At 42.7% G+C, this 12112-nt stretch carries 14 protein-coding genes and 1 rRNA gene; 12 read left to right on the forward strand and 3 right to left on the reverse strand.

Annotated elements, in window-relative coordinates; translation table 11 throughout:
* The 7 genes from truA (at position 1) to NST01_RS00925 (ending at position 4923) form a co-directional block, all read left to right on the forward strand.
* Positions 1-744, forward strand: a complete 744-nt coding sequence (gene truA, locus NST01_RS00895) for a tRNA pseudouridine(38-40) synthase TruA (RefSeq protein ID WP_341041311.1) — start codon at positions 1-3, stop codon at positions 742-744.
* Positions 745-908: 164 nt separating this feature from the next.
* A complete protein-coding gene (gene rplM, locus NST01_RS00900) occupies positions 909-1346 on the forward strand; it encodes a 50S ribosomal protein L13 (RefSeq protein ID WP_003217042.1) in 438 nt (145 codons plus the stop codon).
* A 20-nt stretch (positions 1347-1366) separates the two neighbouring features.
* Positions 1367-1759: a 30S ribosomal protein S9 gene (gene rpsI / locus NST01_RS00905; protein WP_007496354.1), complete on the forward strand. Its 393-nt coding sequence runs from the start codon at positions 1367-1369 to the stop codon at positions 1757-1759.
* Positions 1760-1935: 176 nt separating this feature from the next.
* Positions 1936-2460: a GNAT family N-acetyltransferase gene (locus tag NST01_RS00910; protein WP_341041313.1), complete on the forward strand. Its 525-nt coding sequence runs from the start codon at positions 1936-1938 to the stop codon at positions 2458-2460.
* A gap of 97 nt (positions 2461-2557) precedes the next feature.
* On the forward strand, positions 2558-3304 hold the full coding sequence (locus NST01_RS00915; RefSeq protein ID WP_341041314.1) for an amidohydrolase family protein: 747 nt from the start codon (positions 2558-2560) through the stop codon (positions 3302-3304).
* 36 nt (positions 3305-3340) lie between these two features.
* Positions 3341-3814 carry a GNAT family N-acetyltransferase gene (locus NST01_RS00920; protein ID WP_341041315.1) on the forward strand — a complete coding sequence of 158 codons (474 nt, stop codon included), beginning with the start codon at positions 3341-3343 and terminating at the stop codon, positions 3812-3814.
* A 110-nt stretch (positions 3815-3924) separates the two neighbouring features.
* Complete coding sequence (locus tag NST01_RS00925; RefSeq protein ID WP_224559005.1) at positions 3925-4923, forward strand: serine hydrolase; 999 nt, start codon at positions 3925-3927, stop codon at positions 4921-4923.
* Between the two features lie 36 nt (positions 4924-4959).
* Here the strand turns inward: NST01_RS00925 and NST01_RS00930 are convergent, their stop codons facing one another.
* A complete protein-coding gene (locus NST01_RS00930; protein WP_224559007.1) occupies positions 4960-5529 on the reverse strand; it encodes a DUF4825 domain-containing protein in 570 nt (189 codons plus the stop codon).
* 145 nt (positions 5530-5674) lie between these two features.
* On the opposite strand from NST01_RS00930, the gene NST01_RS00935 reads away from it, so the two are divergent.
* From NST01_RS00935 to NST01_RS00945, 3 genes are all read left to right on the forward strand, one after another.
* On the forward strand, positions 5675-6118 hold the full coding sequence (locus tag NST01_RS00935; RefSeq protein WP_250027113.1) for a YbaK family protein: 444 nt from the start codon (positions 5675-5677) through the stop codon (positions 6116-6118).
* 58 nt (positions 6119-6176) lie between these two features.
* Complete coding sequence (gene cwlD / locus NST01_RS00940) at positions 6177-6890, forward strand: N-acetylmuramoyl-L-alanine amidase CwlD (RefSeq protein ID WP_017359175.1); 714 nt, start codon at positions 6177-6179, stop codon at positions 6888-6890.
* Positions 6891-6993: 103 nt separating this feature from the next.
* Positions 6994-8052 carry an Mrp/NBP35 family ATP-binding protein gene (locus NST01_RS00945; RefSeq protein WP_341041320.1) on the forward strand — a complete coding sequence of 353 codons (1059 nt, stop codon included), beginning with the start codon at positions 6994-6996 and terminating at the stop codon, positions 8050-8052.
* A gap of 38 nt (positions 8053-8090) precedes the next feature.
* On the opposite strand, the gene gerD is transcribed toward NST01_RS00945, so the two are convergent.
* Positions 8091-8669 (reverse strand): spore germination lipoprotein GerD, encoded by a 579-nt coding sequence (gene gerD / locus NST01_RS00950; RefSeq protein ID WP_144626560.1) that lies wholly within the window; start codon positions 8667-8669, stop codon positions 8091-8093.
* Between the two features lie 90 nt (positions 8670-8759).
* Between gerD and NST01_RS00955 the strand changes: the two genes are divergently transcribed.
* A complete protein-coding gene (locus tag NST01_RS00955) occupies positions 8760-9362 on the forward strand; it encodes a KinB-signaling pathway activation protein (protein WP_008345196.1) in 603 nt (200 codons plus the stop codon).
* Here NST01_RS00955 and pdaB read toward each other — a convergent pair.
* Positions 9355-10119 carry a polysaccharide deacetylase family sporulation protein PdaB gene (gene pdaB, locus NST01_RS00960; protein WP_039170433.1) on the reverse strand — a complete coding sequence of 255 codons (765 nt, stop codon included), beginning with the start codon at positions 10117-10119 and terminating at the stop codon, positions 9355-9357. The two genes, NST01_RS00955 and pdaB, sit on opposite strands and share 8 nt — an antisense overlap.
* A 375-nt stretch (positions 10120-10494) precedes the next feature.
* Between pdaB and NST01_RS00965 the strand changes: the two genes are divergently transcribed.
* Positions 10495-12043: ribosomal RNA gene (locus tag NST01_RS00965) — 16S ribosomal RNA — on the forward strand.
* Positions 12044-12112 lie beyond the last annotated feature (69 nt).

Raw genomic sequence — 12112 nt, forward strand, 5'->3', positions numbered from 1 at the left:
ATGAAAGTAAAATGTACCGTATCATACGATGGGACACATTTTAAAGGTTATCAAGTGCAGCCAGGACAGCGTACTGTACAAACGGAGATTGAATCTGTTCTTGCTAGAATGCATAAACAAGACGAACTAATTCCGATTGTGGCTTCCGGCCGGACGGACAGTGGTGTTCACGCAAAGGGGCAGGTCATCCATTTTGACACCCCGCTCGCCATTCCGATGGAGAGATGGCCGTTTGCCCTCAACAGCTTGCTGCCAGATGACATTCGTATTCTAAAGGCTGAGGAAGTGGATGAGTCATTTCATGCTAGATTTGGTGTCGCTTCAAAGGAGTACCGTTATAGGGTCTCAACGGAAACGCACCAAAATGTGTTTACGAGACAGTATGCCTGTCACTATCCTTATCCGCTGGATGTCGACAAAATGAGAGAAGCCGCTGGGCACCTGGTTGGCACACACGATTTCACAAGCTTTTGTGCGGCCAATACAGAGGTTCAAGACAAGGTGAGGGAGATTTACGCCCTTGAGTGGAAAAACGTCTCAGACGGGCTTGAAATGCGTGTGAGAGGGAATGGCTTTTTATACAACATGGTGCGAATTATAGCCGGCACGTTACTTGAAATTGGTTCTGGTAAATTTCACCCTGAGGAGATAAAAGCCATGCTTGCCGCCCGAAATCGCGAAGCGGCAGGCAAGACTGCGCCCAGTCACGGACTGTATTTATGGGAAGTTTTCTATGACAACTAAACCAGGTGTAACATGTTCTTGACACAGGAAGCAGAAAGTTATAAGATATCATATGGTATGTATTTCAACCCCACAAATAAGCCCCGGAAGACTTATCTGTGTTTTGAAATAGAACGTAGCATTTGATTCAGGAAAATTCATTGATTTATTTAGGAGGGAAACTCATGCGTACAACACCAATGGCGAACGCAAGCACAATTGAGCGCAAATGGCTAGTGGTTGATGCGGCAGGTAAGACTCTAGGTCGTCTTTCTACTGAAGTAGCATCACTTTTGCGCGGTAAGCACAAACCAACTTATACACCACACGTTGATACAGGTGATCACGTGATCATCATCAATGCTGAGAAAATTGAATTAACTGGTAAGAAATTGACGGACAAAATTTACTACCGTCATACGATGCACCCAGGTGGTTTGAAACAAAGAACTGCTCTTGAGATGCGTACAAACTACCCTGAAAAAATGTTGGAGCTTGCTATCAAAGGTATGCTTCCAAAGGGTCCACTAGGTCGTCAAATGTTCAAAAAATTAAATGTGTACCGTGGTTCTGAGCATCCACATCAAGCACAACAACCTGAAGTTTACGAACTTCGCGGTTAATTATAAGGGAGGTTAACAATTTGGCACAGGTTCAATATTACGGTACAGGTCGTCGTAAAAGTTCTGTAGCGCGCGTTCGCTTAGTTCCAGGTGAAGGCCGTATCGTCGTTAATAATCGTGAAATTACTGAATACATTCCATTCGCTGCTTTAATCGAAGACGTGAAACAGCCTTTGAACATCACAGAAACAGCTAACAGCTACGATGTTCTTGTAAATGTTCACGGTGGTGGATTCTCTGGTCAAGCTGGAGCAATTCGTCACGGTATCTCTCGTGCTCTTCTAGAAGTAGATCCTGAGTACCGTACACCACTTAAACGTGCTGGACTTCTTACTCGTGACTCTCGTATGAAAGAGCGTAAGAAATACGGTCTTAAAGGCGCACGTCGCGCACCTCAGTTCTCAAAACGTTAATCAATTTTATATTGTATGGACGTTTTACAAAGGTTTGTACAGACAAACCATATATGAAAAGCATCAGCATCTTGCTGGTGCTTTTTTATTTGTGTTTTTTTCTGTCTGGAAACATATAAAATAGGATCATAGTCAGGTTTCTGTTTAACAAATGATGTTAAAGGGGGATGGCATTTATGAATCTAACAACAGAAAGATGTCTCATTCGACCATTTATTGAGGATGATTGGCAGGATGTCTATGCATATACATCTGATCTAGCGGTGATGAAGTATATGCCAGAAGGTGTTTTTTCTAGAGAAGAGGCGCAGGAATTTGTCAAAAATAATCGTCATAAGACGGCCAAGAATTTTGCTGTTCTATTAAAAGAAGATCATACATGCATCGGGCATATCGTGTTTCATCCTTACTTTGGTGAGCACACATATGAAATTGGCTGGGTCTTCAACTCTGCATATCAAAACAAAGGCTATGCATCAGAAGCTGCATTTGCTGTCCTACATCATGGTTTTCACACAATGAATTTACATCGAATCATTGCCACTTGTCAGCCTGAAAATGTGCCGTCATGGAGAGTGATGGAGAAAATGGGGATGAGAAGAGAGGGATATTTTAAAAAATGTATACCACAAGGAAATGAGTGGTGGGATGAGTTTTATTATGCCATCTTACAAGAGGAATGGTTTGTAAAGAAGGATTAATAAGTTTTTATAATATGAAGTGATTCATCATCACGAATATTCTCTGGCTTTTTTAATTGATATAATCAGGTCAAATAAGCAGAAGAGGGGCGTGGGCATGAGGATCTTTGATGCACATTTTCATATCATTGATTTTGATTTTCCTATTCAAGAAAACCAAGGATATACACCGCCGAGTTATGTAGTGAATGATTATAGGAGAGAGACGGCTGATCTGGGGGTTATTGGTGGAGCGATAGTATCAGGGTCATTTCAGGGCTTTGATCAAGGCTATTTGTTGAAAGCACTAGATGAAATGGGACCGGCTTTTTGCGGTGTGACACAATTACCTTTTACAGCAACTGACGATGAGATTGTTCATTTGGATCAACATGGGGTCAAGGCTTTACGTTTTAATGTGAAGCGGGGCGGTTCGGAGGATATTTCAAAGCTCGACTATTTTGCGAGAAGGGTGTATGAGCTGGTGGGCTGGCATAGTGAGCTCTACATAGACGCCAAGCATCTCCCTGACATCTCCTCTACGCTTGAACAGCTGCCGGCTGTTTCGATTGATCATCTAGGCTTATCGGAAGAAGGCTTGCCGCATTTGCTCAAGCTGGTTGAAAAAGGTGTTCGTGTGAAAGCAACAGGCTTTGGACGTGTAGATTTAAAGGTTGAACAGGCATTGACGTCTATTTATCAAGCGAATCCTGATGCACTGATGTTTGGTACAGATCTTCCATCTACAAGGGCGAAACGTCCATTTGAATACGGTGATGTTGAATTGGTTCAACAGATGTTTGATGAGGAAGCGGCGGATAAAATTTTATATGAGAACGCTATCAATTGGTATTTTAGCAAATGAATAAAGGTTTCCATTCCGTGATAGGAGGTGTGTTCATTGAATCTGAATCAATTGACATTTAGAGAAGCCGTCCAAGGAGACCTCGACAATATCGTTTTTATGCTTTCAGATGACAAATTAGGCCAAAAGAGAGAACGCTACACTCGTCCATTATTAGAAAGCTACCTCAATGCCTTTCATTCGATCGAAGCGGATCCCAATAATGAATTAATCGTCGCTTGTGATCGGGAAGAGGTAGTCGGTGTTCTCCAATTAACAATGATTCCATTTCTAACGTATCAAGGTGGATGGAGAGCTTCAATAGAAGGAGTTCGTACAGCCATGACTCATAGAGGAAGAGGAATTGGCACATTGTTGATCAAACGGGCTATTCAACGCGCAAGTGACCGCGGTTGTCATATGATTCAGCTGACAACAGACAAACAGAGGCCAGAAGCACGCCGTTTTTACGAAAAGTTGGGATTTGAAGCTACGCATGATGGGATGAAACTGCATCTTCTTCGTAAATAAACACACCAAGAAGCAAAGGTATTCACAACCCTTTGCTTTTTTGTGCCTTTGTTTCAAATTTTTGTTATATTGGAGACGAGAATCTATAGTGGTTTGGAAAGGAGAAACATTTGAAGAAAACAAAAGAGGATCTTTTGACATTTGTCAGGAAAAACAAAAAGAACGTATCAGTAACAATTATTGAAAATGAAGATGTGGTATTAGAATGGAATGGTAATCAAAAAACACCACTTGCAAGTACGATGAAATTAATGGTTTTGTTTCATTTTGTTAAAGCTGTATCCAGCGATGACATCAAGCTAGATGAAAAAGTGACATTGTCTGATATAGAGCGGTTTTATATTGATAGAACCGATGGCGGTGCTCACACATACTGGCTGGAGGTCAACGATTTTTCTGAGCATGCAACTTTATTAGATGTTGCCAAAGGGATGATGCAATTCAGTTCGAATGCTTGTACTGATTATTTGATTGACCTGCTGGGCTTAGAGAAGATCAATAATCAGATGAAACAAGCAGGTCTTACAGAACATGATGAACTCATGCCGCTGACACCCAAGGTTTTGTGGCCAGCCTATGTATCTGATCATGAGCAGGATGCATTAAAGCAAATAAGCGATGTAACTGATGAACAATACAAATCTCTGATGATTGAGATTTTTCATATCATGAAAAATGACCCGGAGCATAAAAAGGCGTTAGAAGAAAAATTGATGAAAAAGAACTTGTTAAGCTTGCGTATTCAATCTTTACTGACGCAAAAGATGACAAGGTCTACAACGAATCAATATGCACATTTTATGAAACGTCTACAGGATGAGCTGTTAACAACAGAAGAAAAGCGTCTTTTTAGCCAAATTGTGCTGGGAGAAATATTGAAGACGGAAACAGATCAATATATTTGGTATAAAGGTGGATCGACGTTGTTTGTTGTCACTGCTGCTTTATATCGAAAAACGGATACATCAACTATATCGATTTCTCTATTCATCAATGACCTGAAAGCGGAGAATTCTCACTGGATGGGGGAAGTGTTCGATGAATTTATACTTACCGTAGTAGCAGATCAAAACTTTCGACAACGATTGATTCAAGCTTTTACTACATAATTATCAAAAAACAGAGGGTGACGCCCTCTGTTTTTATTATTTCTTGATGGGAAACGCATTGTATACATCTAGACGTTTATCTTTTGACTTCACAACTCCATCAACCAGTTCCTTTTGCCAAAGCGCTGTATCGTCTTTGTACACTTTAAAAGAGTGAGGCAGCTTTTTTTGTAGCTGTTTTCTTTTAAACGTGACGGATGGCTCGTCTTTAGCGTTCATCTTGAGTGTCACTTGCTCCACGTTATCGATAAGAATAAAAAGTGCCAATGCATTATATAAGTAGTTTTTTTCAATGGTATCCTTCTTATCAAACCAAAATGCATCAAATTGTTCTTCTGTATCATTGGTATTTTCTTTCACGCCGTATGTCACTTTTAGCGCTTTTTCATCTACGATTTCATACTCGCGAATCACGTTACCTGGAAGATCTGATAAAATAGCGCCAACTGCTCCATTGTCTCCAATATAAGAATTTTTGTGTTTGGAAAGCTGTTTTAATGATATGTCTTCTATTTCTTTTATGTCGCTCTTTTGCTCGGTTGCTTGACTGTTGCAACCAGACAAGACGACTGTTAGTAGCAATAGGATATACATCCATTTCTTCATGAATTTTGCCCCTTTTCTATTCTTTCTATATATATGTTCATTTTATCACAATTTTCCAATCCGTTAGCTCATTGATTTCCATTTACTGAACTGCATGTTTTGTTCAAACCAACGAACAATACAAAGAAAAAAAGGAGTTCAGTCCATGGCAGAAGTTCTTTCATTTTATCAATTGAAAACAAAACGAGATGTCACGCTTGAAAAGAAGCTGTTGCGTACATTGTCTCTTCAACAGGTGACGGTCGCTTCCGAGAAATTCACGAAGAAGCTGTTCCCATTTGCAGATGATCCAGCTGGGATTATGAGTGATGGCTGTATTGATTTCGCCATTGAGGCTTTTTTAGCAGGTGGGAGATACGGTGAGTCGAGTAAGTATGGTGAATCATTCGATGATATAAAAAAGCGGTCAATTCATGAAGAAGATGAGCTGGTTGAGGAGCTAGCAGGGTGTTTGCAATCGTGGGGGAATATGTTCCGAATGGAGCGTAAGATGTCGTGTCTGTATCCATTTGCGAAGGAATTTTTAAGTAAATGGTGGCAGGAAGGCTTTCGGGAATCAGAAAAAAGGCATAAGCTTCGCCTGCACTAAGCATATTTCCAGCCCTTGTCCCATATCTATAAAATAATGGTGTATGGGAGGGACAGGGATGAAAAGAAAGCTGAAATGGACAGGGTTTTTAATCGGGTTTATTGTCCTCTTATTCTTATTCAGATTTCAGTTTCTAAATGATGATTCGTGGAAATCGTGGAACTTGCCTTTGAGCGGCAAGATCATCTATTTAGATCCGGGTCACGGCGGTCCAGATGGCGGGGCCGTAGGAGGAGAGCTGCTCGAAAAAGAGATTGCACTGGATGTGTCCATGAAGATAAGAGACTATTTGCAGGAGCAGGGAGCGCTTGTTCTCATGACCCGGGAAGATGATTCTGATTTATCATCAAAGAATACAAAGGGATATGCCCGGAAGAAAGCGGAGGATTTAAGAAACCGTGTGAAAGTCATCAATGAGTCTGAAGCGGATCTCTATTTAAGTATTCATTTAAATGCGATCCCATCGAACAAATGGAGCGGGGCACAGACGTTCTTTTACGGAAAGTATGAAGAGAATGAAAAAGCAGCGAAGTTCATTCAAGATGAATTGCGCAACAACCTTGAAAACACAGATCGCAAGGCGAAGCGAATCAATGGGATTTATTTAATGCAAAATGTCACGAAGCCAGGAGCGCTTGTCGAAATAGGATTTTTATCGAATCCAAAAGAGGCTGGTCAGCTGGCGACTCCTAAATATCAGGATCAAATTGCTGCTTCGATTTATAAAGGCATTTTAAGATATTTAACAGAGCAAAAAGAGCCGCCTGAATAAGGGGCTTTTTCCTGTTTATCGCAGGCAAAGAGGACAGACATTGTAAGGATATGTATGATATACTTGGATTGTAAACGAATTCAATAAAGGGTGAGGTTCTGCTATGATCGGACAAGATGATGTGAGAAAACTAGTTGGGAAGATGGACGAACCTTTCCTTCATATACCGCTTGGTGAGCTGGATGCCATCAAGGAAATCAGCCTAAAGCCTGAAAAAGAACATGTGAGCTTAAAAGTGGCGATTGCCAAGACAGGCACTGCTGAGCAGATGAAGCTGCAGCAAGACATCGTACAAGCTTTAAAAGCAGCGGGCGCGAACACTGTAGGACTTCGTTTTGAAGAACTGCCTCAAGAAACGCTTGAAAAATTTATGCCGTCACAGGATGAGGAAGAAAATTTGCTCAACTCTAAAAATCCGCCTGTGTTCTTAGCGATTGCGAGTGGAAAAGGCGGAGTTGGGAAATCAACTGTTTCCGTTAACCTGGCTGTGGCACTGGCTCGTCTAGGGAAAAAAGTGGGACTGATCGATGCTGATATTTACGGCTTTAGCGTACCGGATATGATGGGAATCACCGTCAGACCGACAGTTAAAGGGGAAAAGATTATTCCTGTGGAACGCTTTGGCGTCAAAGTGATTTCAATGGGCTTTTTTGTTGAAGAAAACGCACCGGTCATTTGGAGAGGACCGATGCTTGGTAAAATGCTAAATAATTTCTTCCACGAAGTAGAGTGGGGAGAATTAGATTACTTACTATTAGACCTTCCGCCTGGAACAGGTGATGTGGCACTTGATATTCATACGATGCTTCCGAGCTGTAAAGAAATCATTGTGACAACACCGCATCCAACAGCGGCTTTCGTTGCTGCTAGAGCAGGCGCAATGGCACTGCAAACAGATCACGAGGTGCTAGGGGTCGTTGAGAATATGAGTTACTATGAAAGCAAAAAAACAGGTGAGAAGGAATATGTCTTTGGAAAGGGCGGCGGGGACAAGCTGGCGGAGGAGCTGCGAGTATCAGTCCTTGGTCAGATCCCTTTAAGACAGCCTGATTGGAATGAGGACGATTTTGCACCTTCTGTCTATGATGCGAGTCATCCGACAGGGGAAGTGTATCAACACATTGCCAATAAAGTCATTGAACAATTAGCAGTGAAATCATAATGAAAGCCCGAGTGGACCTTGTGCCACTCGGGTGATGTTTAACTGCCGCTTCCTTGTGAACCGGAATCATTGTTGCTTTCAGAGACTGCTTTTTTTAGCTCATCTTCGAATTTCTTCTTATAGAGAGGGCTGCTCAATGTTTCTGTGATGACTTTCTCTAAGTGCTTTCTGAACTCTTTGCTTTTGACCAGTTCACCGTATTTCTTTTCCATTTCAGGATCCTTGAGAATATCCATCATCATTTGTTGATAGTCAGGGTCCTTCATCAATTGTTTTAACATTTTTTCATGCTGTTGCTGCATGGATTTTGCGAAAGTCTCGGCAAATTTAGAATCCTCAAAGACCTTCTTCCAGAACTCTTTGCCTTTATCAGAAGTCAGTGTTTTCTCTATTGTTTTTTTCACAGTTTGTTCATCCATTACCAAAGCTTCATTCATTGCCTCGTCATTTAATAACTGTTGAATGGCCTTTTTACCGTCATCTGTTTTCAAAATATCGACGACCATTTTTTTCGTTTCGTCATAGTCCATATTAGATGAGGATTGGGTTTTGGGAGCACAAGCTGTTAGAGATAAAAGAAGAAAACAGCTCATTATACGCAAGATGCCTTTTGACATACTGTGGCTCCTTTCGTTACATGTCTTACTTTTAATATGAATGTTTCACGTGAATTTATACATAACAAAAATAGGGGTTGGGTCAATTCAATGAAAAGTCGGGATTTAGTTCGTTTTTTCTTCTCTGTGCTGGCTGTTGGAGCGGTCATTACAAGCGTGGTAGGTTTTGCGCTTGAGTGGGGGAAATATCAGAAGCTGTTTGTATCGTTTGAGATTTTAGAGATTGCGTCTGTGTTATTCTGGTTTATTGGTGTGGGGATGATCTTTAGTGTAATCAGTCAGATGGGGTTTGTTGTCTTTTTGACAGTGCACCGGTTTGCGCTGGAGATTTTCAGGTCGCATTCTTTATGGAATACCATTCAGTTATTCCTTGTGATTTTCGTGCTGTTTGATTTAGCTTATTTGCGGTTTTTGTTTTTCGGGGAGAATGAATCATTTCTTCCATACTTGTGGCTGCCTGTTTTTATCGGTGTGTTTGCATTGATCGTGTCTTATTTTAAACAGCAGCAGTCCTCTAAGAAAACATTTATTTCTGCAATGTTTCTCATGGTCGTCATCACTTCGTTAGAATGGTTTCCGGCGCTTAGAGTCAATGAAGAGGACTGGCTGTATTTAATGCTATTCCCGCTATTAGGTTGTAATGCGTTTCAGTTATTAGCTATGCCGCGGTTTTCAAAAGCAAAAGCTACTTAACCTCAGTTGACTTTGTTTTTGTATTAGAGATAAGTTCGCCAACCGTGACGTTTCTTAAATTTTGATCTTTTAAGTGTTTTAAAATGGCTGGTAAGGCTTGAGCGGTTTGGGTGGCTGAATCTGAGGCGTGAAGGAGAATAATGTCTCCGCTTTTCATTCGATCATTTACATTATGAACAATCTGGTCGACGCCCGGGTTCAGCCAATCTTGAGAATTGATGCTGTAATGGACAACGGTATAGCCATACTGTGTTGCAATTTTCAATACCGTTTCATTAAATTGCCCAGTTGGCGGTCTTAATAATTGAATGTCTTCCAGTCCAAGCTTTTGGAATGTATTTTGTGCACGGACAAGATCACGCTTAATTTCGTTTTCTTCAAGCTGGCTATAATTTTTATATGCATAGCCAAGGCTGCCAATTTGATGGCCGTCCTCTTTAATCCTTTTCACAATATCCGGGTGACGCTCAGCCCAAGAAGCAGACAGAAAGAAAGTGGCGTTCTTTATATCGTACTCTCGGAGGACATTTAAAATAGGAACAGCCTTCTCGTCTCCCCAGCCAATATTAAACGTAAGGGATGCATGTTTTGATGAGGTCTCTCCTTTATAAATCGCTCGGGGTCCTTGTTCTGTTTTAAATACAGACAGCGGCGGTGCCTTTTGTACATAAAAAAAGGTTGCAGCTGCAAGGGCTGCTACAAGAATAATGACTACTTGCTTCAGCCGTTTAATAGGCAACACATATAATCGACTCAATTCAAACACTCCTGCCTTGTCCAAGATTGTTACTTGATTGTATGCAGGACAAGGGTTTAACATGCACGATAAAACTATTTTAAAAAAAGTTCTGAAAAGGCGTTGACCAACAGAATGTTTTCGTGATATATTATTAATCGTCGCTGACACACAGTGACAAACACAAACGCTTCGGGAAATAAACTTGAAAAAAGTTGTTGACATAAGATGAAGCGAAATGTTATATTATTAAAGCCGCTAAGAACGGCGAAGATGATCTTTGAAAACTAAACAAGACAAAACGTACCTGTTAATTCGAGTTTTTATAAAAAAATCCTATGATACATCATAGGTAGTCAGTCAAACTGGCGAAAAGCAAAACTTCGGTTTTGTACTTTTTCGGAGAGTTTGATCCTGGCTCAGGACGAACGCTGGCGGCGTGCCTAATACATGCAAGTCGAGCGGACAGAAGGGAGCTTGCTCCCGGATGTTAGCGGCGGACGGGTGAGTAACACGTGGGTAACCTGCCTGTAAGACTGGGATAACTCCGGGAAACCGGAGCTAATACCGGATAGTTCCTTGAACCGCATGGTTCAAGGATGAAAGACGGTTTCGGCTGTCACTTACAGATGGACCCGCGGCGCATTAGCTAGTTGGTGAGGTAACGGCTCACCAAGGCGACGATGCGTAGCCGACCTGAGAGGGTGATCGGCCACACTGGGACTGAGACACGGCCCAGACTCCTACGGGAGGCAGCAGTAGGGAATCTTCCGCAATGGACGAAAGTCTGACGGAGCAACGCCGCGTGAGTGATGAAGGTTTTCGGATCGTAAAGCTCTGTTGTTAGGGAAGAACAAGTGCAAGAGTAACTGCTTGCACCTTGACGGTACCTAACCAGAAAGCCACGGCTAACTACGTGCCAGCAGCCGCGGTAATACGTAGGTGGCAAGCGTTGTCCGGAATTATTGGGCGTAAAGGGCTCGCAGGCGGTTTCTTAAGTCTGATGTGAAAGCCCCCGGCTCAACCGGGGAGGGTCATTGGAAACTGGGAAACTTGAGTGCAGAAGAGGAGAGTGGAATTCCACGTGTAGCGGTGAAATGCGTAGAGATGTGGAGGAACACCAGTGGCGAAGGCGACTCTCTGGTCTGTAACTGACGCTGAGGAGCGAAAGCGTGGGGAGCGAACAGGATTAGATACCCTGGTAGTCCACGCCGTAAACGATGAGTGCTAAGTGTTAGGGGGTTTCCGCCCCTTAGTGCTGCAGCTAACGCATTAAGCACTCCGCCTGGGGAGTACGGTCGCAAGACTGAAACTCAAAGGAATTGACGGGGGCCCGCACAAGCGGTGGAGCATGTGGTTTAATTCGAAGCAACGCGAAGAACCTTACCAGGTCTTGACATCCTCTGACAACCCTAGAGATAGGGCTTTCCCTTCGGGGACAGAGTGACAGGTGGTGCATGGTTGTCGTCAGCTCGTGTCGTGAGATGTTGGGTTAAGTCCCGCAACGAGCGCAACCCTTGATCTTAGTTGCCAGCATTCAGTTGGGCACTCTAAGGTGACTGCCGGTGACAAACCGGAGGAAGGTGGGGATGACGTCAAATCATCATGCCCCTTATGACCTGGGCTACACACGTGCTACAATGGACAGAACAAAGGGCTGCGAGACCGCAAGGTTTAGCCAATCCCACAAATCTGTTCTCAGTTCGGATCGCAGTCTGCAACTCGACTGCGTGAAGCTGGAATCGCTAGTAATCGCGGATCAGCATGCCGCGGTGAATACGTTCCCGGGCCTTGTACACACCGCCCGTCACACCACGAGAGTTTGCAACACCCGAAGTCGGTGAGGTAACCTTTATGGAGCCAGCCGCCGAAGGTGGGGCAGATGATTGGGGTGAAGTCGTAACAAGGTAGCCGTATCGGAAGGTGCGGCTGGATCACCTCCTTTCTAAGGATATATGGAGCAGCGTACGTTTTTCGTCTTGTTTAGTTTTGAAGGATCATTCCTTCAAACATG

The sequence above is a fragment of the Bacillus sp. FSL R7-0166 genome (assembly GCF_038008935.1).
In the GTDB taxonomy this organism is placed as follows: Bacteria; Bacillota; Bacilli; order Bacillales; family Bacillaceae; genus Bacillus; species Bacillus altitudinis.